19 protein-coding genes and 1 pseudogene are annotated in these 22,753 nt (G+C 45.1%); 5 read left to right on the forward strand and 15 right to left on the reverse strand.

The genetic code is table 11. The features are described from left to right. Positions 1-45: 45 nt before the first annotated feature. The 10 genes from ACINK7_RS15785 to ACINK7_RS15830 all read right to left on the reverse strand — a co-directional run bounded on the left by ACINK7_RS15785 (position 46) and on the right by ACINK7_RS15830 (position 9,388). Entirely contained in the window at positions 46-654 is a 609-nt protein-coding gene (locus tag ACINK7_RS15785; RefSeq protein ID WP_404356685.1) for a YdcF family protein, read from the reverse strand. Between the two features lie 7 nt (positions 655-661). Beyond that, on the reverse strand, positions 662-1,900 hold the full coding sequence (locus ACINK7_RS15790; protein ID WP_404356687.1) for a lipopolysaccharide biosynthesis protein: 1,239 nt from the start codon (positions 1,898-1,900) through the stop codon (positions 662-664). Positions 1,901-1,958: 58 nt separating this feature from the next. Next, the gene (locus ACINK7_RS15795; protein ID WP_404361463.1) at positions 1,959-2,150 is read right to left on the reverse strand and encodes an acyltransferase; all 192 of its coding nucleotides are present in this window, start codon (positions 2,148-2,150) and stop codon (positions 1,959-1,961) included. A gap of 252 nt (positions 2,151-2,402) precedes the next feature. Further along, on the reverse strand, positions 2,403-2,798 hold the full coding sequence (locus tag ACINK7_RS15800) for a DCC1-like thiol-disulfide oxidoreductase family protein (protein WP_404356689.1): 396 nt from the start codon (positions 2,796-2,798) through the stop codon (positions 2,403-2,405). Next, positions 2,795-4,504 (reverse strand): hypothetical protein, encoded by a 1,710-nt coding sequence (locus ACINK7_RS15805; protein WP_404356691.1) that lies wholly within the window; start codon positions 4,502-4,504, stop codon positions 2,795-2,797. The genes ACINK7_RS15800 and ACINK7_RS15805 overlap by 4 nt, the downstream gene beginning before the upstream one ends. Positions 4,505-5,608: 1,104 nt before the next feature. Beyond that, positions 5,609-6,499, reverse strand: a complete 891-nt coding sequence (locus tag ACINK7_RS15810; protein WP_404356693.1) for a phytanoyl-CoA dioxygenase family protein — start codon at positions 6,497-6,499, stop codon at positions 5,609-5,611. A 793-nt stretch (positions 6,500-7,292) separates the two neighbouring features. Beyond that, entirely contained in the window at positions 7,293-7,553 is a 261-nt protein-coding gene (locus tag ACINK7_RS15815) for a DUF4351 domain-containing protein (protein WP_404356695.1), read from the reverse strand. 18 nt (positions 7,554-7,571) lie between these two features. Then, on the reverse strand, positions 7,572-7,979 hold the full coding sequence (locus tag ACINK7_RS15820) for a type II toxin-antitoxin system VapC family toxin (protein WP_404356697.1): 408 nt from the start codon (positions 7,977-7,979) through the stop codon (positions 7,572-7,574). After that, entirely contained in the window at positions 7,961-8,197 is a 237-nt protein-coding gene (locus tag ACINK7_RS15825) for a hypothetical protein (RefSeq protein ID WP_404356699.1), read from the reverse strand. The genes ACINK7_RS15820 and ACINK7_RS15825 overlap by 19 nt, the downstream gene beginning before the upstream one ends. A 327-nt stretch (positions 8,198-8,524) precedes the next feature. Further along, positions 8,525-9,388 (reverse strand): Rpn family recombination-promoting nuclease/putative transposase, encoded by an 864-nt coding sequence (locus tag ACINK7_RS15830; RefSeq protein ID WP_404356701.1) that lies wholly within the window; start codon positions 9,386-9,388, stop codon positions 8,525-8,527. 405 nt (positions 9,389-9,793) lie between these two features. On the opposite strand from ACINK7_RS15830, the gene ACINK7_RS15835 reads away from it, so the two are divergent. Together ACINK7_RS15835 and ACINK7_RS15840 are read left to right on the forward strand one after the other, a co-directional pair. After that, positions 9,794-10,027: a ParD-like family protein gene (locus ACINK7_RS15835; protein WP_404356703.1), complete on the forward strand. Its 234-nt coding sequence runs from the start codon at positions 9,794-9,796 to the stop codon at positions 10,025-10,027. After that, the gene (locus ACINK7_RS15840) at positions 10,024-10,302 is read left to right on the forward strand and encodes a type II toxin-antitoxin system RelE/ParE family toxin (protein WP_404356705.1); all 279 of its coding nucleotides are present in this window, start codon (positions 10,024-10,026) and stop codon (positions 10,300-10,302) included. Before ACINK7_RS15835 ends, ACINK7_RS15840 begins: the two co-directional genes overlap by 4 nt. Positions 10,303-11,287: 985 nt before the next feature. Here ACINK7_RS15840 and ACINK7_RS15845 read toward each other — a convergent pair. Together ACINK7_RS15845 and ACINK7_RS15850 are read right to left on the reverse strand one after the other, a co-directional pair. Next, positions 11,288-11,398 (reverse strand): annotated as a pseudogene (locus tag ACINK7_RS15845) (DUF4351 domain-containing protein); the annotation flags it as partial. 94 nt (positions 11,399-11,492) lie between these two features. Further along, positions 11,493-12,515 (reverse strand): Rpn family recombination-promoting nuclease/putative transposase, encoded by a 1,023-nt coding sequence (locus ACINK7_RS15850; RefSeq protein ID WP_404356707.1) that lies wholly within the window; start codon positions 12,513-12,515, stop codon positions 11,493-11,495. 415 nt (positions 12,516-12,930) lie between these two features. Here ACINK7_RS15850 and ACINK7_RS15855 point away from each other — a divergent pair, with 415 nt between their 5' ends. Both ACINK7_RS15855 and brnA read left to right on the forward strand, forming a co-directional pair. Continuing rightward, on the forward strand, positions 12,931-13,194 hold the full coding sequence (locus ACINK7_RS15855) for a BrnT family toxin (RefSeq protein WP_404356709.1): 264 nt from the start codon (positions 12,931-12,933) through the stop codon (positions 13,192-13,194). Further along, a complete protein-coding gene (gene brnA, locus ACINK7_RS15860) occupies positions 13,184-13,453 on the forward strand; it encodes a type II toxin-antitoxin system BrnA family antitoxin (RefSeq protein WP_404356711.1) in 270 nt (89 codons plus the stop codon). The genes ACINK7_RS15855 and brnA overlap by 11 nt, the downstream gene beginning before the upstream one ends. 921 nt (positions 13,454-14,374) lie before the next feature. Here brnA and wecB read toward each other — a convergent pair. Both wecB and ACINK7_RS15870 read right to left on the reverse strand, forming a co-directional pair. Continuing rightward, complete coding sequence (gene wecB, locus ACINK7_RS15865; protein WP_404356713.1) at positions 14,375-15,514, reverse strand: non-hydrolyzing UDP-N-acetylglucosamine 2-epimerase; 1,140 nt, start codon at positions 15,512-15,514, stop codon at positions 14,375-14,377. 54 nt (positions 15,515-15,568) lie between these two features. Next, the gene (locus ACINK7_RS15870; RefSeq protein WP_404356715.1) at positions 15,569-19,045 is read right to left on the reverse strand and encodes an AAA family ATPase; all 3,477 of its coding nucleotides are present in this window, start codon (positions 19,043-19,045) and stop codon (positions 15,569-15,571) included. A gap of 309 nt (positions 19,046-19,354) precedes the next feature. Here ACINK7_RS15870 and ACINK7_RS15875 point away from each other — a divergent pair, with 309 nt between their 5' ends. Continuing rightward, positions 19,355-21,493 carry an AMP-binding protein gene (locus tag ACINK7_RS15875; RefSeq protein WP_404356717.1) on the forward strand — a complete coding sequence of 713 codons (2,139 nt, stop codon included), beginning with the start codon at positions 19,355-19,357 and terminating at the stop codon, positions 21,491-21,493. A 668-nt stretch (positions 21,494-22,161) separates the two neighbouring features. Here ACINK7_RS15875 and ACINK7_RS15880 read toward each other — a convergent pair. Beyond that, complete coding sequence (locus tag ACINK7_RS15880) at positions 22,162-22,752, reverse strand: TetR/AcrR family transcriptional regulator (RefSeq protein WP_404356719.1); 591 nt, start codon at positions 22,750-22,752, stop codon at positions 22,162-22,164. Position 22,753 lies beyond the last annotated feature (1 nt).

The following is a 22,753-nucleotide window of genomic DNA, read 5'->3' on the forward strand; positions in this document are numbered from 1 at the left end:
TCCCACGCCGGAGCGTGGGAACGATAGGGGGTGTGAATAATTACTTTATAGCTTATTAAAATAAAGATAAATTAGCTTAAAGATTTCCAGTAACACAAATTGAGCGGAAATAGTGTTTTTCCACCAATATTGGGCAGACCACCAATCCGGATTACTTGAAATCAAAAAAAACGACAAGTCAGATTTATCGCCGAAAACAAGTGAAAAAATAATTGAAAGTCTTCTTAAGTGCGGGGGATCGCTAACAATTAAAACCCTTTTCCATTTATTATTGATCATTAGCTGTTTGATATTAACAGCCTCTTCGTATGTGTTTTTTGCACTATTATCCAATATTATCGATCGTGTTGGCACACCTTGTTCAATTAAATACTGCAAGCGCCATTTAGAATATGTTGGCATCACATCATTATTCATTTCAGGCAACCCGGTAATTAACAAGTCGCTTGAGTAGCCTGCATTGTATAAGTCAAGCCCTTTTTTTATTCTATCGCCGCCACCGCCACCTAGAATTACAATCAAATCTGCCGGCTTCGGCTCGAACTCCGGTGTACTAAAAAAGAATCCACCGAAAATAATTAACGCAAAAATAAAAAAGACTTCGCTAATTATTATTAAACCATTAATCCATCTAATTATTACTACAAATGCCATTCTACAACTAATTAATTATATTATCTTTTTTCTTATTGAAAATAAACCACAGCATCGTCGCTAAAAGAAGCTCACCGATACTCATAACTGTAATCAGGCCTTGTATACTGTAATATTGAACAACCCATAAGCCCCCTACTAATACAAGCACAACGGTGACTAAATTACATAAAGTAATATCTTTAAACATGCGAAAGGCCTGCAATAATATAGAGTTATTGATTCGAAAAGCCTGGCACATAAAAAACACAGACCAAAAATAAATTAAAATTTCAATATAAACATACTCTTTACTTAAAAACTTAAAAATGAAATCTTTTGTTAATATTATTGCGAACGAATATAGAATAATTATCGAAAGCATAATAAACAATATTTTTCTAGCCATTCTAACCGCTTGCTGACGTTGATTGTTTATTTTTAGTTTGACCAATCGAGGCATGATGACTTTGGTAAAACTAGTTGAAAGAACATTAATAGGCGCCAAAAACAACCTCGCCGCATTCGCCTCGGCAACCATCACACTCCCCTGAATCAGTGCTAGTACATAGACATAGCCTTGATTTTGTCCCCACGTCACTAGAACACCACCGAGCGCCCACCTTCCATCTTTCCATGACTCTTTTAAACTGTCTGAGGACATTTTATAAGCGCCTTTAATTTTCATGTCACTGAAGAAAAAGAATAATGACGCGGCAATGAGAGCTGCGAATCCATTAGCCGATAATGCATAAAGATGCAGACTTGTTTGCTTGGTAAAGAAAGCCCAGAGCAGAACGGTCAAATAAAACGAGACGTACACTAACCCCATTAAAAAAACGGACTTAGGCTTTAATTTAAGATAAAAATAACGCCGCATTATTTCCAAGAATATAACAGAAGGACTAACCAGCGCGAGTATATATACCAAATCAATATAATAAGAAAATTCGTATACCCTTGACAATGCCATTAAACCTAGACATATTAAAGTAGACAATGGAATAAACAATTTAAAGAAACCGATGATTAGACTAGCGCAAAATATTTCTTGTTCTTGATCTTCCTTAGTCGGTGCAATTACTGTCATTTGTGTCGATACAATTGCATTGGAAAAACCAACCAATAATAATAATGTAGCAAATCCAACACCATAAAGACCGTACTCTTCCTTAGCCGCGAAACGAATCAGAAATATACCCACTGCTAAATTCATCACGCTTTGCAAAACTTGATCCAAAAGCCCCCAAATAACGTCTTTCTTCATATATTAATTTTTACTCATACTAATCGTATCAAGCAATAAATAAAAAACTCAAGGTTTATTATTTATTAATAATTTTACCGTAGGCTCCAGCATTGATTTTCTTTATAATCTTCGCTGGGTTTCCTACTACTATTGAATTTGGCTCCACATCTTTTGTAACTACAGCCCCTGCTCCGATTACCACATGATCTCCAATAGTCACACCTGGTAAAACTATCGAATTAGTACCAACCATACAATATTTTCCGATCTAAGTATTTGCTTTAAAGCCGCGAGTATAGTCATGTGACAAAATAACTGCCCCTCGCGCTATTAACGTGTAATCTTGTATCTCAATACCATTTGGATTAGTTTTGTCGAGATAGGCTGAAAAAGATATACGAGTGGAATCAGATAACTTATAACCCCAAATTTTTCTTAAAAAAATAGAGCGTAAACGGATCATGCGAATCCTGAGCCAATTTCTTATTGTTTTCATTTTTTGTGTACTATAAAAAATAATTCAATCCGGTTTTATATGCGTAATTTTTCGTTTGCCGAGCAGCATCAGGGTTAGGTTACGACCAATTCTTAATACAGGATAGAGAATTCGTGCGAGAAGCTTAGACCTAAAAATAACACTATTAATACGATTGAAGATCCCCGAGCCAGTACTAAGAAGAGCCAAGACTTGAACGCAATCTGCTCCATAATATGTCTGACCTTCATAAATTGCGACCATCCCTTCGTTTAAATCATACCCGGATTTAAACAAATCACCTACTATCGAAATTCCTTCGCGCGCATTTATTAACTCCACCGTACTGATTACTTCTCTCAACTTCAATAGTTGAACATATTGTGTGCAAAAAGGGCACTCCCCATCGTAAACTATTATTAACTTATTGCTTTTTTTCATTTGTTGACATTGATTCGAAACTCGTTGTAATAGGGTTTATGCGCAACATTACCAGTTCCAGGTTCCAAACAAACTGAATCTATGACTAATATATATTCATTTACACTACGCATGTCTACAGACTCAAAGTTTTTCACAACAGATGGAGCGCTCCAAAAATGATGGAGATAAAGGTCATTTGACCATCTGCCATCTTCACCTACAGTATCCAATATCTGCTCATGAAAACTTTTAATGAAATTAACGATTACATTTTCATTCCACCTTTTACTGAACATGCTTTGTTGTGTATCAAAATCACACTGAATAGATTGTTCACGAATACGATTGGATCTTGTGCCTCCATTCGTTGATGTTGGAAGATAATTCCCTGGTGGAAACCCAAAACTCATATGTGTTATTGGATAAGAGTAAAATCCAAAAGCTGTCCCAGGGATGCGTGTACGTCTGCCATTATTTTCTAGTACTTCAAAATATGCACTATTAACGGCAAGAGAGTCATACCATCCTAGCCTCGCCACTTTTGCATAAAAAGGGGATATTAGAATTAATATTGCCCCAACAACACCTAATTTCCAGTTAAACGTACTACATGGTAATTTATTCACAGCTGCAATAATAGCTAAATTAACCATAAACCATGTAACAAAATTAGCACCTACTAATGCAAATATCCCGAAATGCAAGACATCGAAAAGACTAAACAATATAATTAACAATAAGCGATTAGTAAATACAAATAACGCACCAAGTTGTATTATAAATATAAAGATAGGTGCTAAATGACTTACATAACTGAATAAATCGACCACAAAGGTTACTAAATTTTTCGATTCACCCCAAAGCAACTGTTTGTTATATAAGGAAACAAAGAATATGTTCTGGATCTCATTATTAAGTGCCCAGTGTAAATATCCACCATCTAGCGAGGCTTTTTCGACACCTGAATAAAAATAGTTTGCGCCCTGAAGAGCAATAGCAATGAATAAAATAATATTGTTAGCGCCAACCTTATATACCTGTAAGTTTTCTGTGTTTAAATGTCTTACATTTCTATTTCGTCGACCATATATGAGTATTAGATGAAAAAATATTACCGAAATAGACACATAAGCAGGAATTTGATGGACAGGTAAAATATCAAGCTGTGTGTGGTAGTGAAAACCTGTAATTTGACCGGCAAAGCTCTTTAACCAAAAAGGGTAAAAGCCACAGATAAGCAGCCAAGATGGCCGCCAAATTGCCAGTATTGCCGAAAGTGCTGCTGTCATCCAGGCCAGAAAAAGGATAGCTTTAGCCAATCCGTTAAAGTCATTTTCTACAATTGGTACCGAAGGAAATAGCAGTATATTATATATACCACAGGCAACTGCCAAACCTCGTATTAATACTTTGAGACTGGCAGTTATTTCGTCAAAGTTAATAAATGAAAAAACGCTGCAAAAAGCAATAACAACTACTAGGCTAGGCAACAATGCAATAGAGTAGTGATCTATACAAAGCAATAAAACTCTATATCCCTGAAACAAAACAATTGTAATAAAACCAAATAAAAAACCAAAAAATATATTACGGTTTTTTATTTTATTTTCGTTTAGGTAAATTTTGTTAAAAAAACTTGGAATTCTTTCGTGTATTAATTGGCTATAAAATATAAGGAAAAGAACGGGGTCAAAAAAAACGGGGTCAGGTCTTGTTTTTTGCATATTCCTTCAAACACAGTGATGTTAAAAGTATGTCGTATCTCTGAACTTCTTTAGCTTCCATCAAAGACGGTTGAAAGCGTTAGCGCAGCAAGTAGGTGTTCGGTCCAAAACTCAATTGATCGCGCGTAGCCGTTGTTAAATTGGGCGTTCTATCTGTCGGAATCGAGGCTTGGTTATTTTAGCCTATGTGGCTTTTATTGCGTTGGTTCTTACCCGTCGCTCTTGACTTCGATATCGCGAACCGGGGATCGCTCCTACAGGAGGTGCCGTTCGTGATGCAAGAATAGGCCAGATTTAGCTCTATTGCATTTTCTAAACTTCATTTTCATTGCCTTGCCGCAGAATATCGAATAAAGATTACGTGAACATGAAATCTTGCTTTCGGCCATTTGTAATTACATACAAAGTTTAGTCCGGTTTTATCTAAGTTATTAAGTATCAGTGTCTTGTTTGTATTTTCATTTGTCCGCTTATGCCTTTGGGTGTGGCATTTCACCTATTTTTGAGGCATTTGGCGCATTCCGATTTGGCACCGGGATTTAGGCTTGGGAAATAGGGTCAAGTCTAGCTATATAGCATTTCCTAAACTTTATCTTCATTGTCTCACAACAGCATATCGAACAAAGATTACGTCAACATGAAATCTTGCTATCGGTCAATTGTAGTTTCATACAAAGTTTAGTCCAGTTTTATTTAAGTTATTTACTATCAGTCTCTTGCTTGTATTTTTGATCGGGTCTGTATGGCGCTTGGTGTGACATTTTACCTATTTTGCGGCATTCGGCTCGAAAAGTACGCGGCCTTTTTTGGGATTTCCTTATGACGAGACCGAGGCGCCCGAGTTGTTTGTGTCGAGCGTTCTTATTTGTGAGTAGCGAATCGTGGTGTTCTTAATATAAGGGATGGTTCTGTAGGGTTCGCATCGCGCAGCTTTTCAATATTTTGTAACAGTTAGGTAGTTCGGGAACGGTGCGCGATGCTCGCTCTAGTGCTTGTGATGCCACGTTTTGTTACGGTGCCGCTTTGAAAGCGGCACCTCGTCTTTGAAATGGGACCCTAGTCTATTACGTGAGGTGTTTTAGGCTGATCCTTATTAAGGGATTGCTACAAATGCAAAGCATATTTTGTCGCAGGTGAAAGCGTGTTTGGGTCGATGTTTTCCGGCAGGCGATAGGTATGTTGATCGACGCCGGCCTCGCTGGCGTAAAAAGCGACCAATACGGTTCTCAGGGCGCTACTAGTTCTTCCGCCTTTATGAATGCCTGTAGTGTCTGAAAAAATGACAGTGCCCGACTTGCCTGTGCAAATTATCACGCTGGATTGTTCAGGGTTTTCAGGTTTCGTGAATTCAGCTATTTGCTGCTCATCAAACAACACACCCAAGGGTGGATTAGCGGGGTGAGTGTGGCCCATTTTTCCTTGAAGGTGAGTGCCTTTTATAAACGTGAAAGGTCCTGTGGCTTCGTCCACGTTTGACAAGTACATGAACACTTTGATTATTTTCATTTCTTCATGGTCCCGGTGCCATATTTCTGTATCGTAAAACAGGTCATCGGAAGCGGCAGATACACTGCGCCAAGTATCAACATAATTCAGCCGCGAGAACATGCCATTATATGAGTTCACAATATCAAGTACCTCATCGCTGAGAAAAAATTTGACAAAGGATTCGGGCAAACAAGCGTTCTTGATGTTTCGGCCGATGCCTCTTATTTTGGCTGGTCGCAGCTGATTTTCTTGTATTGGGTCTTGTGAATGTTGATTCAACAGGGCATTAGCGTCGTCAATGAGTTGCGCCAGCATGTTTTGATCTTGGCAGAGGTTTTTTATGTCATCGGTATATATGCCTTCCTCCTTGAGTTCCGAGACTGCGTTTTGGGTGTATGGGCTCGGGCTTTGAGAGGCTGCTTGATATAGTTTGAGAGCTTTTCTGTTGATGTAATTGAAGTATCTCGTGTGAAAACGGATGTGATAGTAGATATGGCCAACAGTCATAAGCAGTGGGATGCGGGTAAAAATCAATCGTAAAAGTTGGTTGTGGTTTTTATTAGTGATGCGAATCAGGAAGAGCTTTGTTTTTTATATCTATTAATCATATAGTTATAATTTTATTGATATAGTTTTTATAATGTTGGGTATCGAATGATGTTGATTTGTTCAAACCCTAAGGTTGCAGACCTGGCCGCAATCGGCGCGGTTTAAGCGCCTGTGCTCTCAAGTTTATCGATCTATGCTGGTTTAAAGGTTGGCCAGTCACGTCAATGCCGTTTCTGTTTATTCCATGTAATCGATTATAGTCCAGCAGGGTGCGCATCGCGCACCTTTTCAAGGTTTTGAAACTATTGTTTAGTTCGGGGATTGGTGCGCGGTGTGCAGCCTACCGATGTTCGGAAACAGGTTGCGATAGAAGGTTTCCGCGCCATTGATGTCATGTGCCGCGAAGCTAGAGCTTCTCGGGCGGGTTTCCCAAGCTGGAGCTTGGGAAACAGCGTGGTCTGGAGCTTAGGGAGCAGCGTGTGCTTCTGCTTTCGATATGGTATTCGGGTTCGACCTTGAAAAGGTTTGCGTGGCCGCAAGCCTATAGGGCTAATACTTGGTTTTTTAGCCAATGTGGCTTCGATAGCGGTGGCTGTTACCCGCCGTTCTTGGCTTCGATATCGCGATCTGGGGATCGCTCCCACAGGGGGGCAATGATGTGCGGTGCGGCTTCCCACTTAAGGCGGCACAAAAGCACTAAGGATTAACCTTAAACTGTCCAGTGTTAAGTGAGCAGCCGGTCATTTGTGCTTTATTGGCTGTCAAGCCAGTTTTGCAGGTCGCTTACGTTTTTAAAATCCAAAATTTCTTCCGCCAGGTTTTCCAGCATCGTAAGTTCCAAACCCGGCAGTCTTTTCAGCGCAATTTCGAGTTCCGGTTTTATGCCGAACTTCCGGCGCAACAGGCGCGTGAGCAAAGCGATACTTTCTTCTTGTCGACCTTCCCGCCGTTCTTCTTCGGCAATTTCTTGGTAAAAACGGGTTTGTTTGAGTTCGGTATCTAAGCCTAACATGGTTTTAATCTTTTCAAATTAATTGACGAGTTTTCCTGTTAATTCTGCATAAAGAGGAAATTTACGATCTGCAGATATTAACTGGCTGTCTGTCATCAGTGCTGTGGCAATTATGATACGGTCTTGCGGGTCGCTATGATGTTCGGATAAATCGACTGCTGCGCAAGCAATTTCGGCTGTAATGGGCACTAAAGTAATATTCGATCCGCTTAACGCCTTATCAAACCAAATGAGGATTGGTACCGGCAATATAATTCGGTCATGCCGCTGTAGCCATGCAACTTCAAAACAACTAATCGCTGACACACCCACCTCAGAGGTATTATTGATGAGTTCCAGCCATTGGGCTTTCATCGAATTCGTCTCATCATTGACCCACCACAGCCAGATGTGAGTATCCAAAATAATCATTTTGGCAAATTCCAATCTGTTTCAGGCGCTGACGAAATAATATCCCCTAGAATTTGCAATTTTCCGGCTATGTCCGGATGCGGACGGCGTCTCGGCTGGGTACTTGGTGATTCTGAAGTATTGTCAACTAAAATAATTATTCTAGCTTTACTTGCCTTTTGCAGTGATTGATATTCCTTAGGCACATGGACAATGCCATTTTCTATATTTGTTTCAAATTCTATAGCCTGCATGTTGGATTCCTTATTTAAGGTATGAAAAGGAGAAGGTTGGGGTCAGGTTTTGATTTTTTTCATGATCCTTTACAAGGCGTAGAGGTATTAAAATAATACTTCTTCCAAGAATCTCTTTAGTGTTCATCAAACATGGCTGAAAGTGTCGGTGCATCGAGCAAGCATTCGTTTGCAGGTAACAGCTATCCACTTAACGCGGGACAGCTTAAGGTTAATCCTTAGTGCTTTTTTCCGCCTTAAGTTGGAAGCCCAGGTAACGAAGCGGGAACAATGGTGCGTGGCGATGCACTTCCTGCTGTACTTGCGTTTGGCACCGTCTATTCTGCCTCATTGGCTGTCAAGCCAGTTTTGCAGGTCGGTTACGCTTTTAAAATCCAATAAGGCTTCCGCCAGGTTTTCCAGCATTGTCAGCTCCATACCCGGCAGTCGTTTCAGCGCTGTTTCGAGTTCCGGCTGTATGCCGAACTTCCGGCGCAGCAAGCGCGTGAGCAATGCGATACTTTCTTCTTGCCGACCTTCTTGCCGACCTTCTTGCCGACCTTCTTGCCGCTCTTCTTCGGCAATTTCTTGGTAAAAACGGGTTTGTTTGAGTTCGGTGTCTAAGCCTAACATGGTTTTAATCTCCTCCCGCGTCAGTTGCGGTAGTTTGTAGACGAGTACGGTTTCAACAAAATTGAGGATGTCGATGCCATGTATCTTACGCTGTTTTACCAGTTTTTGCGCTAGTTCGACGGTTTGCCGGTCTTGGCAGGCAATGAGGCTCAACAAGGATTGTAGCGGACTATCGGCGGACGCTTGTTGGTAGTCTTCCAGGTATATGCGCTGTAGTTGCGGTAACTGCATGAAGGCTTCAAATTCTATGCCGGCGGGTCTTTCGGTTTGCCGGTCGGGGTAGATCACCATGGCAATCCAGGGTCTGGCGGGTTTTTGCCGGTAGAGGTACAGTGTGATTTCCGTGAAGAGTCGACCGTATAATTCATTGTCGGATTGATATTGTACTTCGGCAAAGATTAATGGCTGATTCGGATTTTGGTCGTTCGGTTTGAAGAGCCCGTCCATTCTAAAGCCGGTTTGTTTGATTTCTTCCGAGACAAAGCGGTAGCTATCTGCACTGTAAGGTAGTTTAAGTAGTTCTAAAGCCAACTGGGGCCAATCTTGAAACAATCGGTAAAAAAGGCTGTCGGTTTTCATGGCTAAATAATTGGTTTAGATTGCTTGGCTTTAGTATTGTTGAAATCGTGTTTTCGCTCTTTATTCTAGGGGTCACTGCCATTAAGTTAAGCCGTCACAGAGATAAGTAATGCTTGCATTCAGGCTCTAATGTGCCTCAAAAGCTTGCCATCCATGACACTGGATTCCGCCAGTCCATGGCGGAATGACGGGTTTCCCTTAACTTAATGGCAGTTATGCTCTGCGTGGGAACGAGCGTTTTGTGGGGATACCTCAGGGTCAGGTTACTTTTTCAAGAATTAAGCGAATTATTCCATAGCAAGTTAATTTAATTTCGCGCCGGTATTTAGTGTGCATCATAAGTTTATGACTTCACGAATTATTGCTAAACTACAATTGTAGTTAAATACGATTAAAGGACAAACCATGCCGAGCACGACATCCATTCGCATTGATCAAGAACTATATAATCAGGCCAAGACTGACGCGGCTATCGAGCACCGCACCATTGCCGGTCAGGTTGAGTATTGGGCCAAAGTTGGGCGCACCGCACTCGATAACCCTGACTTGCCCGTCAGCTTTATCACCGAAGCCTTGGCCTCCCTGGCAGAACCGCGCGAGCAGTCCACACCTTTTATACCGCGGTCACGCCAGACATGAGTTATGGCATTCTGCAAACCCGCCACTTTGGCCGGCAGTACAAAAAGCTGCATGACAACATTGCTGCCGATGTCGATACTGCGGTTGATTTCGTTGCGAAAAACCCCGCCATTGGCGACCGCAAGAAAGGCGACCTAGCCAATTTACTGGTCTACAAGTTTCGCAGTCAAGGCCAGTTGTACCTTTTAGGTTACACCCTTGATGAGGGGTTGCGTTTGGTTTACCTGGAAGCAGTAGGACCTCATGAAAACTTCTATCGGGACCTAAAGCGTTAAGCACACGATCAACCTAACGTTCATGAAGACCAGGCAATCGCCCCGGGGAAACGGGGTCGGTCTAGCTATATAGCATTTCCTAAACTTTATCTTGATTGCCTCACAACAGCATATCGAACAAAGATTACGTCAACATGAAATCTTGCTATCGGCCAATTGTCGTTTCATACAAAGTTTAGTCCAGTTTTATCTATGTTATTTATTATCAGTCTCTTGCTTGTATTTTCAGTCGGATCTGTAGGGCGCTTGGTGTGGCTTTTCCCCTAGTTTGCGGCATTTGGCTGTAAAAGTACGCGGGTATTTTGGGATTTTCTTATCTCGGGACCGAGGTGCTTGTGGTGTTTGTGTCGAGGTAAGTATTCAGTCCCCCTCTTTGAAAAAGACGACTGCATGGACAAATATTTGCTCCTCGGCAATTGCTGAGTTACAAGGATGTAACGAATGCAGAAAATGCAGGAGCATTTTTCTGCCCTGCATCGCCTAAAGCGACAACCATCCTAATACAGGGGGTTTTTTAGCCAATGCGGCTTCGATAGCGGTGGTTGTTACTCGCCGTTCTTGGCTTTGATATCGCGTCTGGGGATCCCTCCCACAGGGGGCAATGGTGCGCGATGCGCAGCCTGCCGATGTTCGGAAATGGGTTGCGATAAAGGGTTTGAACCATTGATGTCATGTGTCGCGAAGCTAGAGCTTCTCGGACGGATTTCCCAAGCTGGAGCTTGGGAAACAGCGTGATCTGGCGCTTGGGGAGCAGCGTGTGTTTCTGCCTTCGCTATGGGGTTAGGGGTCGGCCTTAAAAAGGTTGGCGTGGCCGCAAGCCTTAAGGGATAATGCTTGGCTTTTTAGCCTACGCGGCTTCGATAGCGCTGGTTGTTATCCGTCGTTCTTGGCTCCGATATCGCGATATGGGGATCGCTCCCACAGGAAAGGGTAATGGTGCGCGATACGCACCCTCACTAGCTTTCAGGCAACGGTCAATTGTGTTTCATTGGCTGTCAAGCCAGTTTTGCAGGTCGGTTACGTTTTTAAAATCCAATAAGGCGTCCGCCATGTTTTCCAGCATTGTCAGTTCGATACCCGGCAGCCGTTTCAGCGCTGTTTCGGGAGAAGGCTGGGGTCAGGTTTTGATTTTTTCATGATCCATTACAAGGCGGAGAGATATTAAAATAATACTTCTTCCAAGTATCTCTTTAGTGTTCATCAAAGATGGCTGAAAGTGTCGGCGCGTCGAGCAGTCGTTCGGCCCAAAGGTCCAATTGATCAAGCGTAGCCGTACTCAAGCGGCATTGCGTTTCCTCCGGCAACGGTCCGAATTTTTTGATTAACAGGCGTTGCAGGATCGTGGCTTCGCCTTCGAGTTTGCCTTCGAGTTTACCTTCGAGTTTACCTTCGAGTTTGCCTTTTTTTAGACCTTGTTCCAAACCTTGTTCCATACCGCGTTTAACGGCGTGTCGTTCAACACTGGTAACATAGCGCATTTTGTTTTCTCCTTCGATCGTTTCGATTTCTAACCATAGTTTCTGTTCCAGCTCTTCCGGCAATCGCATCATCCAATCGAGAACGGCAAACAGGTCCAGTATTCGCTGTTTGCCCCAGCCTTGGCGATACAAAAGACGAACCAGGGCTCTCTTGGCTTGGTAGCGGGCCTCCGGGTCATGCTTTGTTTGCCGCGTTTGCAGATGGGCGGTCGTAATCAGTGCGAATGGGTTGGTGTGCGTTTCAAGTTGGTTGATTTGTTCGGCATAGTCCAGCAATTTGACCACCGGAAACTGCAAGCTGTGCCGACATCCCAGTACTTCAAATCCGTAGCCGCCCGGCTTCCAGTCGGGGTCATTATCGGCCAATACGGCAAAGCTGGCAATGGGGCTGTCGTATCGGTCGAACAGTCGGTAATTGTAGGTGAACATGCGCTTGGCAAAATCGATATCGTGTTGTCCCTGTATTTCAATGTGGATATAAATCCAACGCTGTTCTCCATTGATCAGGGTCACTTGCACCAAGACATCTGCGAAGCGCTTGCCTAATTCGGCATCGCGTACCACTTTTCGCAGTTCGGTGTTTTTAAAGTCGTAATCTTGGGTCCAGTCGATCTGAACATGGGCCTCGGGAAAGTAAAACGCGGTGAATTCCGGAAAGGCATGTTCAAGCATGTCTTTCCAAGGGCTATCGTATTCGTCGGTGTAGTTTTCGATTTGTGTGTCGGCTTGTGTCATCGATTTTCAATTTCTCATATCAGTAAACCAAACAAAGATTAGGCCAAGATGAAATCTTGTTGCCGGCCAATTGTAGTTACCTACAAAGTTTGGTCCGGTTTTATTTAAGTCATTGACTATCAGTCTCTTACTTGTATTTTCAATCGGGTCTGTAGGGCGCTTGGCGTGGTTTGCCTCTAGTTTGCGGCATTTGGCTGGAAAAGTACGCGGTTTTTTTTGGTTTTTTTACAATGGGACCGAGGCGACAGTGTTGTTTGTACCATGTGTACTTGCGGTAACTTTTCGGTCCCTCTCTAAAAGATTTCATTTATTGCTTTTTTACTCTTGGCGGCAACGTATCCTGACACAGGGGACTAATAGTCTACACCCAACTTTCTGCCTTGCTAAATGAGTAAAAAAGGAATATTTTGTACTCATGGATGATTTCGAATACGATGACGATAAGAGTCAGGCTAATTTGGAAAAACATGGAATTGACTTCCATGCGGCCCAGAAACTTTGGGATGATCCTGATCTTCTCGAGTTCCCTGCCAAATCCGACAATGAACCTCGATTTCTTGTGATTGGTCGTATCGCGGCGAAGCACTGGTCGGCCGTTGTCACGTACAGAAATAAGCAAATCCGTCTGATATCAGTCAGGCGATCTCGCAAGAAAGAGGTAGAGTTATATGAAAGCTAAAGATTTCGATAAAAAATTTGATGAAGGAAAAGAAGATATTATTGACGATCTTGATCTTTCGCGTGGTCGTCGTGTCAAGCAAATATCAAAACGTATCAATGTCGACTTCCCATCTTGGGTAGTCGAATCTCTGGATCGTGAAGCCGCTCGCATAGGTATTACACGGCAATCAATTATAAAAGTCTGGCTGGTTGAGCGACTAAAGGCTGAAGCTGCTAATAAGCCGCAGAATAGTGACTCCTCAAGCAGCGCACATTAGCGGAACGATAGAATCGCCCGCAGAGGAAACGAGGTCAGGTTTAGCAATATAGCATTTCCTAAACTTTATCTTCATTGCCTCGCTTCAGGATATCGAACAAAGATTACATCAACATGAAATCTTGCTATCGGCCAATTGTAGTTTCATACAAGGTTTAGTACAGTTTTATCTAAGCCATTAACTATCAGCCTCTTGCTTGTATTTTCAATTGGGTCTGCATGGCGCTTGGCGTGGTTTTTCCCCTAGTTTGCGGCATTTTGCTGGAAAAGTACGCGGGTTTTTTGGTTTTTTTTACAATGGGACCGAGGCGACAGTGTTGTTTGTGCCGTGTGTACTTGCGGCGAATAAGGGGTCAGGTTCTGAGGTATCCCCACGAAATAGCCAAATAAAACAATTTTTTGGCTGAAAATTGGTTGATAGATATATTTATTTTTTATCATCGTTCCTACGCTCTGCGCCACTGCCATTAAGTTAAGCCGTCACAGAGATAAGTAATGCTTGCATTCAGGCTCTAATGTGCCTCAAAAGCTTGCCATCCATGGCACTGGATTCCGCCAGTCCATGGCGGAATGACGGGTTTCCCTTAACTTAATGGCAGTGATGCTCTGCGTGGGAACGAGCGTTTTGTGGGGATACCTCAGGGTCAGGTTACTTTTTCAAGAATTAACTGGCTTGAGAGTAAAGCAACTATTCAGTCCCCCTCTTTGAAAAAGACGACTGCATGGGCGCAGGAAGGTAGGGCATCAATAGTAGGCGCTTTAAGCGACAACTATCCTGATATAGGGGGCTTTTTAGCCAATGCGGTTCGATAGCGGCGGTTGTTACCCGCCGTTCTTGGCTTCGATATCGCGATCTGAGGATCGCTCCCACAGGTGGGGGCAATGGTGTGCGATGCGCACACGACTGCTAAGCCTGCTAATTTCAAGACGCATCGAGCAAAGTTTGAACGATTTTTTCGCAGGCATGGCCGTCGCCGTAAGGATTGTGTGCTTTGGACATGCGCTTGTAGACTTCGCCGTCCAATAGTACTTTTTCGACGCCGCTGACGATTTTTGCTTTATCGGTACCGACCAATAAAACGGTGCCGGCATCGACTGCTTCGGGTCTTTCGGTCACTTCGCGCATCACCAATACCGGTTTACCCAGCGAAGGACCTTCTTCTTGAATGCCGCCGGAATCGGTCAGGATCAAGTCGCTTCGGTTCATGATCCAGACGAACGGTTCGTAGTCGAGCGGCGCGATCAGGTAGACGTTATCGAGTCGGTCGAGAATTTCGTAGACCGGTTTTTGCACATTCGGGTTGAGATGAACCGGATAGACTAAGTCCCAATCCGGATGTTTTTGTGCCAGTTCTTTGATCGCATTGCAAAGATCGATGAATCCTTGGCCGAAATTTTCGCGGCGGTGCCCGGTAATCAAAATGAGTTTTCGGCTTGAGTCGCAAATGGTCTTAAACAGTGTTTCGCCGAATTTTTCCTGCCATACGCTATCCGGCTCGTTGATGACTTTGTCCCGGACGATCAGCAAGGCATCGATAACGGTATTGCCGGTTACGACGATGTTTTGCTCCGGAACGCCTTCGGCGAGTAGGTTGTTTTTCGAGGATTGCGTCGGTGCGAAGTGATAATCGGTTATGCGTCCGACCAAAGTCCGATTCGCTTCTTCGGGAAACGGCGCTCTAAGGTTGCCGGTTCTCAACCCCGCTTCGACGTGGCCCAGCTTGATATTTTGGTAGAACGCGGCCAGTCCCGCGGCAAAACAGGTGGTGGTGTCGCCGTGTACCAGCACGATGTCCGGCTGCGCTTCGCGTAATACGTCGCGTAAGCCTAACAGCACTTTCGAGGTGATGTCGAAGAGGTCTTGATTCGGCGCCATCAGGTCTAAATCGTAATCGGGTTTAATGTCAAACAAGTTGAGCACTTGATCGAGCATCTGCCGATGTTGGGCGGTCACGCATACGAGGGATTCCAAACCTTCGGCTTGTTGTAGAGCCAATACGACAGGCGCCATTTTAATCGCTTCCGGCCGGGTGCCGAAAACGGTCAGGATCTTTTTGGTCATAAAATGATTATGTGATGGGTTTGCTGTAATTGATTGAGAACACGCTTTTTCGTTTTAAAAGGCGACTTCTTGATCGGGTACGCTTTTCAGTATACTCATGCCGTTCGGTTTTTTAGCCATTTGCAATTGGGCTTTGATGCGCTTTTGCACCGCTTCGACATGCGAGATCACGCCGACCTTTTTACCGTGCTTCTGCAAGCCTTCCAGGGTCGAAATCACGACATACAGGGTTTCGGCATCCAGGGTACCGAAGCCTTCGTCGAGAAATAGCGAATCGACCGAACGCCCGTTGCCGGCCAGTTCGGAAAGTCCCAGCGCCAAGGCTAAGCTCACGACAAAACTTTCGCCGCCGGACAAGGATTTCGGCAATCGACGGTTGTTGTTTTGATACGTGTCTTCGATTTCGAGCGCTAAGCCCTGCTCGCTCGGCATTTGCCGTAAATAATAGCGTCCGCTGATTTTTTCGAGCACTTGATTGGCTTGGGCCAATAATTTATCGGCCATTTTAATTTGCACGCGCCGACGGAATACGGCGCCGTTTTCTTCGTCGATACGTTTAACTTCCAGCAAGCATTCGTCGACGATTTCTTGCTGCGCAGTCAGTTTAGTCGACAATACGTCGAATTGTTGCCGCATCGCCAGGTTTTTGCCGAGCATCGCTTCCAAACGGGCGGCTTCTTGTCGGGTAATGTCGATTTTTTCGTCGATACCTCGTATGCGAATGACGATATCTTCGACGGTCTGGGTGGTCAATGCCAACGCTTGTTCGGCCGCTAATTCGGCCTGGGTATTTTCCAGCCGGGTTGCAAGATCAGCCAATTCGCTTTGCAATACCGACATGCGCTGCTCGAGCTCCGGCCCGCGCGCAATCAAGTGCAGCAATTCGATAACTTCGTCGACCCGCATGGCTTCATATTTTGTGCCGACTAGTCTTTCGCGGAAAACTTCGCGCATTCGCGCCGCTTCGGCGGTCTGTTGGCCGATCAGTTTTTCCTTGTCTGCAATCAGTTTTTGTTTTTCGATCAATGCCAGATGCAAGCCGGCGGTTTCTTCTTGCTGCAGTTGCGTGCCGGCGGCGGCAATTTTTTCGGATAGTTGCGCAATTTTTCGATTGCTGGCGTCGATCTTTTCGGTAATCGCGGCGATTTCGTCAGTCAGCCCCTTGCGGCGCAATTGATAGGTTTGATATTCCTGACGGCGCTGATTCAAGCGATCGTAAAAGGCGTCTTCCTTTCCTTTGGCGGGCATTTTTTCGCCGACTAAGTCCAATTGATGCAACACCTTCGCGGTTAATTCCTGCTCGTCCTTGCGGCATTTTTCGAGAGTTTGTTCCAATTCTTTCAGTTCTTGAGGGCGGCTTTGCCACTCTTGATCGAGCTGTTTAGCATTTTCCTGCAAACGGCCGATCATCGCTTCGTGCCGAGCCATCAATTCTTTGATTTTGTCGATACGCCTGGCTTGCACGCGATATTGTTGCGCTAGCTTGGTGATATTTTTTAATTCGATCGTTTCAGTTTTCAAAAAGCGCTTGATCGCCCGCGAATTGTTGATTTCCATATCGTCGTTGGCCGCATTCAGGCGGTTACACAAGGTCAACCATTGCGAGCGTAATAATTCGATGCGTTGACGCTTGGCTTTGCTGCCTTCAAGCCGTTTCTCGGTCAATTTGGCTTCTTGTTCGAGGCGTTCGGACGCCGCGACCAAGGATTGGATTTTTGCGCGCTGATCGGCCAGTGCGCGCTTGGAGTCGCCGATTTTCGGTGGCCGAATGACATACGGGTGATCCAGCGCGCCGCATAACGGACATGGCTTGCCGTCTTCAAGATGGACGCGCTCGTCCGCCAGCCTGGCAAGTATTGTCTCGTTCGCTACTGCTTTTTCGAGCGTCAATCTGATATTGTCTTCGCGCATGATGTCGTCTTTGTACTGCGCTAATTCAGCTTGTAAGTCGTCCAGCGTTTTTTCTTCCTTCGCTTTGCCGAAGCCGAAGAAACTAAAGCGTCCGCCGGTTAGGCGCGCATGTTCGCGGCTTAGGTTGTAGAGGGACTGAAAGTCGGCCAAACGCTCTTTTTGATCTTTTAAAAGCTCGTCGATTTCGGCCGCATCTCTACCGAGCGCCACGCCTTCGAGTTTTTGCTCATTGATTTGCAGCTTGAGCTTCAAACGACCGATGGTTTTTTGGGATTTCTGAATTCTAGCCTGATGACCGCTAAGCGAGGCGCCGGTCGCTTGTACCGATTTGGCGGAACGCTTATGTTGTTCGGTCAACGATGCCAGTTCGGCGCGTAATTTTTTTAATTTGGCCGTTTCGGGAAAATTTTCGAGCAGGTTTTCATCGCTCGCGTTGAGTTCCAGCCATTCATCGACCGTCGCCAAAATGCCCTGTTTTTGTTCGCGTTGGATTTCCAGTCCTCGCGTGACATCGGTTTCCAGATGCTTTTCTTGCGTGTGTTGCGAAATCCTAGCTTTTTGCGTTTCTATGGCGTGCTGCTGATCTTCAATCGACTTAGTCGGCGCCGCGCCAAGCGACTCGGGTTCTACGCCCGATAGGGCCAGTTTGTCCTGCAGTCGCTTGAGTTCGCTCCGGTAAGCATTTAACGTTTGCTTGCCTTGTTCGATGTCTTTTTCAAGCGTCTCGAGTTCGTCCGCGGCTTCTTTAAAAGCTAGGGCCTCCGGGTTTTCGGCAATTTGGGTTAATTGTTGCTGGGTTTGTTCGGCTTGGGTCTGCGTTTTTTGCTGTTGCTGGGTTAACGCGGTAATTCGTTTTTCCAGCGTTTCGATATTTTGCAACCAAACTTGCTGTTGTTTGAGTTCGTCGCGCTGTCCGCGAAATTCGCTTATTTGATCTTTGAAATCGGCCAAGTCGTGTTCGGAGGCCTCTTGTTTGGCGGGATCGAGCATATCCAATGCATCGATGTCTTGTTTGAGCGAGGCCAGTAACGCTTGTTCTTCATCGGCTTTGGCGATTACGGCATTTTTGTAGTCGGCGTAGATGTCGCTGCTGATGATTTTTTCGAGTATATCGAGGCGTTCGTTATCCAACGCATTCAAAAACGCCGCAAAATCGCCTTGCGCGAGCATGATCGAGCGGGTGAAATTACGGAAATTCATGCCGGTGATTTCGGCGATTTTTTGACATACCGCATTGGGCGTTTCAGCCAGCAATTGTTCGCGGTCGTCTTCGATTTTTATCAATAGCATTTGCGGCGATTGCAAACGGCCGTTCGAATCTTGCCGTTCGCGTTGTACTTTCCAAGTCGAACGGTAAAGGTTGTCGCCGACCGCAAAATCGACTTCGGAAAAGCTTTCCGCCGTTCGTTTGGTCATGACGTGCACAGCCGGCCGATCGAAACGAAAAGTCTCTCCGTAGAGACCTAAGGTGATCGCGTCGAGAATACTGGATTTACCCGACCCGTTCGGCCCTGTGATCGCGAATAAGCCGGAATCGCTGAACGGCGCCTTCCTGAAATCGACCTGATTATCGCCTTCCAACGAATTGATATTTCTAAATTTTATTTTGAGTATTTTCATTGACGAAAGACTGGGACCGGCAAATGACTTTTCATCGGGTCATTATAGCGCCGTCGGTTTGATTTTTCTCATGTTTGAATCGATCGCGGAATTTAGGGTACGGAAAAAATATCTTTCCGATGGTACCCACGGTCCTCCGTGAGAATCCATACCTTGGTTGCCGAAACAAGATCGGTATGCATTCCCACGCCGGAGCGATGGGAACGAGGAAAAATAATTAACCCTCAACATATTCCCGAATATTTCGAGGGGACAATATGCTATTTTTATAGTCTATTAAAAAAATAACAATGCTTGAGGAAGCGCATCATGTTGAAACCATTTTTGCATCGGTTACTGACTTTTATCTTCAAGGTCGAACTTAAAGGCCTCGATAACTATCATAAAGCCGGCTCCCGCGTAATGATCATTTCCAATCACACCTCGTTTCTCGACCCATTATTGCTTGGTGTTTTTTTACCGGACGATATTACCTTCGCGATCAATACGCAAATATCCGAACGCTGGTGGCTAAAACCGTTTTTGAAGTTGTCGAGAGTGTTTCCGATGGACCCGACCCATCCGATGTCGCTAAAAGAGCTAATCAATCATTTAAAGAATCCTACTAAAACGGTGATTTTTCCCGAGGGCCGCATTACAGTGACCGGCTCGGTCATGAAGATATACGACGGCCCGGGCATGGTCGCCGACAAATCGCAGGCAACCGTTTTACCGATTAGGATTAAAGGCGCCGAATACACGCATTTCTCGAAATTGCGTAACATCGTAAGACTTCGCCTTTTCCCGAAAATTACGATACAAATTCTTCCGCCGACCACAATAGAAGCACCTAACGACTTGCGAGGCCGCCGTCGTCGTCATTTTTGCGGCCAAATTCTTGCCGATATCATGACCGATATGATGTTCGCGACGAGCCATTATCAGCAAAGCATTTTTGCCGCGTTGCTCGAAGCGCGCAGTATTCACGGAGGCAAACACACGGTTGCCGAGGATCTCGAACGCAAGCCGTTATCTTACGACCGATTGATCACGGCGACGTTGTGTCTTGGCCACGTCTTGAAAAAAATTACCGTAACCGGGGAAAATGTCGGAGTCATGCTGCCGAATTCGACTAAAACATTATGTACGATTTTAAGTCTTCAGCTTTACGGCCGTACGCCGGCCATGCTGAATTTCTCGACCGGTTCGGCCGGCATGCTGTCGGCCTGCTCCACAGCAAAAATTAAAACCGTGCTGACTTCGCGCCGCTTTATTGAGCTAGCAAGATTAGAAGATGAAGCCGATCGATTAAGCCAACAGGTCGATCTGCTTTATCTCGAAGACTTAGCTAATCAAATCACCCCGCTAAATAAACTTGTCGGCTTGGTTAAATGCAAAACCGCCAATATTTGGTATAAACACACCGAGTTCAGCTACGACAATCCTGCGGTGATTCTATTTACCTCCGGTTCGGAAGGCACACCGAAAGGTGTCGTGTTATCGCATGCCAACATTCTAGCCAATCACAAGCAATTGGAGGCGAGGATCAATTTTAACGCGCAAGATGTCGTGCTTAATTTTCTGCCGATGTTCCATTCGTTCGGCTTTACCGTCGGCACGATGTTGCCGATATTGAACGGCATGACTACCTTCTTTTATCCGTCGCCGTTGCATTATGCAATCGTTCCTGAGATGGCTTACGAAATCAATGCCACGATCATGTTCGGCACCAATACGTTTTTAGCCGCTTATGCGAAAAAAGCCCATGCCTACGATTTTTACAACATGCGTTATGTCGTGGCCGGCGCCGAAAAATTGCAGGAAGGCACGCGGCAAATTTGGTCGGAAAAGTTCGGCATTCGTATTCTCGAAGGTTACGGCGCCACAGAAACCGCTCCGGTAACTTCGGTTAATACCCCGATGGAATTCAAGGCCGGCACGGTGGGGCGTTTCATGCCGAAAATGGAATACAAGCTGGAGCCGATACCGGGTATCGATCAAGGTGGGCAATTGCATGTTAAAGGTCCCAATATCATGCAAGGTTATTTGCTGGCGAAAAATCCGGGACAACTGGTGCCGCCTAAGTCGGTTTACGGCGAAGGCTGGTACGATACCGGCGATATCGTCGATGTCGACGATGAGGGTTTTATTACGATCAAAGGACGCAGTAAACGCTTCGCCAAAATCGCCGGTGAAATGGTTTCGTTGACTGTCGTCGAACAGTTAGCGACCAAGGCTTGGCCGGATGCGCTTCATGCTGCGATTACCCTACCCGACGAGAAAAAAGGCGAGCAGATTATTTTGCTGACCACGCAAAAATCGGCATCGGCCCACGATTTGGAAGCAGTTGCCGAAGGCGTTGGCAGAATCGCTTTACCGAAAAAGATAATGATTGTCGATAAGGTCCCGGTTTTGGCAAGCGGTAAGATCGATTATCCTGCGGCTACGGAGTTGGCTAAGGCTAGTTAGCGGTTAGCGGTTAGCGGTTAGCGGTTAGCGGTTAGCGGAATTATGTGACATTTTGCGCTCCTTCCCAAGCTCTAGCTTGGGAATGCAGAGACCGGAAGCTCTAGCTTCCCGAGACCTGCCCAGCCGATTGCATTTAGCTTAATTTCTGGTTACCAAGGCCCTCTGCTCGCCGTTATACACAAGTATCGGTAAACTTGCTAAACAGCGTTCGTCGTATACCTGGAAACGGTGCTGTTTGATAAATCTGCGGATATTGAACATCAGTGGCTTCGAAATCGCGACGAAGGCGTCGCTCCCACAAGGGGGGCGGATGCTCTGTGGGAGCGATCCCCAGATCGCGATTTCGAAGTCGGGAACGTTGGGCGACAAAAAATGGTATCGAAGCCTCATTAGCTAAGATTGCAAAACAGTAATTTTTGACTTATGTATAACGATGAGAGGTCCTCCGTGGGAAACCATACCTTGGCTGCAGACTCAAGATCGTTATGCATTCCCACGCTGGAGCGGTAGAAACGAAGATATACATCGGTTTCTCTTTCCCTTTGTACCGCGAAGCTAGAGCTTCACGCATCGGTTTCCCAAGCTGGAGCTTGGGAAACAGCGAATTTCTAATTTCTACTCCCCTTCCCCCGTTCACTACTCACTGCTTTCCGCTGACCGTTCTCAACTCACCGCGCCTCCCCAACAAAAGCTCGAACCAGAGCCCGCAAAGTTTCCTCTGCTTCTTGTAAAGACTCCTTATCAGGCCTGCCGTTAATCGACAATAAACAGACGCCGTGAATGCCGCCCCATAATGCATTTCCGATACGTTGGTTTTGTTGCGGGTTATTTTCCGGATGTAATCGGGCTATTTGCGTTGTAATAATTTCTTCCAACCGATTCATTTTTGCCCGATACCAATCCGGAAAGTGCCCGCTGTCGACAAATCGATTACCGAATAACATCGACCATCGATTAAAGTTTAAACTGGCAAACTTCAAATAAGCTTTGGCTATTTCCTCTAAATCACGAGATGCCGAGCCAGTCTCAACTTTATTCAGCGCACTGGCGATCTCATCTAAGGTTTCAGCATTGACATGAAGAACCAAATCGGCCATGTTTTCAAAAACCATATAGATACTACCGACGGTATAGCCGATAGTCATCGCGATTTTACGAACATTTAAGGCCGCACCACCCTGTTCGACAATAATTTGATTCGCCGCTTGCATAACCATTGCTTTGATCTCTTCCTGGCTATGTTCGTATCGTCTTGCCATA

The organism is Methylotuvimicrobium sp. KM1, assembly GCF_044788715.1.
Classification (GTDB): Bacteria; Pseudomonadota; Gammaproteobacteria; order Methylococcales; family Methylomonadaceae; genus Methylotuvimicrobium.

Coding starts and splice junctions, on each gene's coding strand:
- ACINK7_RS15785 (WP_404356685.1), bottom strand. CDS start 654: ATGGCATTTGTAGTAATAATTAGATGGATTAATGGTTTAATAATAATT.
- ACINK7_RS15790 (WP_404356687.1), bottom strand. CDS start 1,900: ATGAAGAAAGACGTTATTTGGGGGCTTTTGGATCAAGTTTTGCAAAGC.
- ACINK7_RS15800 (WP_404356689.1), bottom strand. CDS start 2,798: ATGAAAAAAAGCAATAAGTTAATAATAGTTTACGATGGGGAGTGCCCT.
- ACINK7_RS15805 (WP_404356691.1), bottom strand. CDS start 4,504: ATGCAAAAAACAAGACCTGACCCCGTTTTTTTTGACCCCGTTCTTTTC.
- ACINK7_RS15810 (WP_404356693.1), bottom strand. CDS start 6,499: ATGACTGTTGGCCATATCTACTATCACATCCGTTTTCACACGAGATAC.
- ACINK7_RS15815 (WP_404356695.1), bottom strand. CDS start 7,553: ATGTTAGGCTTAGATACCGAACTCAAACAAACCCGTTTTTACCAAGAA.
- ACINK7_RS15825 (WP_404356699.1), bottom strand. CDS start 8,197: ATGCAGGCTATAGAATTTGAAACAAATATAGAAAATGGCATTGTCCAT.
- ACINK7_RS15830 (WP_404356701.1), bottom strand. CDS start 9,388: ATGAAAACCGACAGCCTTTTTTACCGATTGTTTCAAGATTGGCCCCAG.
- ACINK7_RS15835 (WP_404356703.1), top strand. CDS start 9,794: ATGCCGAGCACGACATCCATTCGCATTGATCAAGAACTATATAATCAG.
- ACINK7_RS15840 (WP_404356705.1), top strand. CDS start 10,024: ATGAGTTATGGCATTCTGCAAACCCGCCACTTTGGCCGGCAGTACAAA.
- ACINK7_RS15850 (WP_404356707.1), bottom strand. CDS start 12,515: ATGACACAAGCCGACACACAAATCGAAAACTACACCGACGAATACGAT.
- ACINK7_RS15855 (WP_404356709.1), top strand. CDS start 12,931: ATGGATGATTTCGAATACGATGACGATAAGAGTCAGGCTAATTTGGAA.
- brnA (WP_404356711.1), top strand. CDS start 13,184: ATGAAAGCTAAAGATTTCGATAAAAAATTTGATGAAGGAAAAGAAGAT.
- wecB (WP_404356713.1), bottom strand. CDS start 15,514: ATGACCAAAAAGATCCTGACCGTTTTCGGCACCCGGCCGGAAGCGATT.
- ACINK7_RS15870 (WP_404356715.1), bottom strand. CDS start 19,045: ATGAAAATACTCAAAATAAAATTTAGAAATATCAATTCGTTGGAAGGC.
- ACINK7_RS15875 (WP_404356717.1), top strand. CDS start 19,355: ATGTTGAAACCATTTTTGCATCGGTTACTGACTTTTATCTTCAAGGTC.
- ACINK7_RS15880 (WP_404356719.1), bottom strand. CDS start 22,752: ATGGCAAGACGATACGAACATAGCCAGGAAGAGATCAAAGCAATGGTT.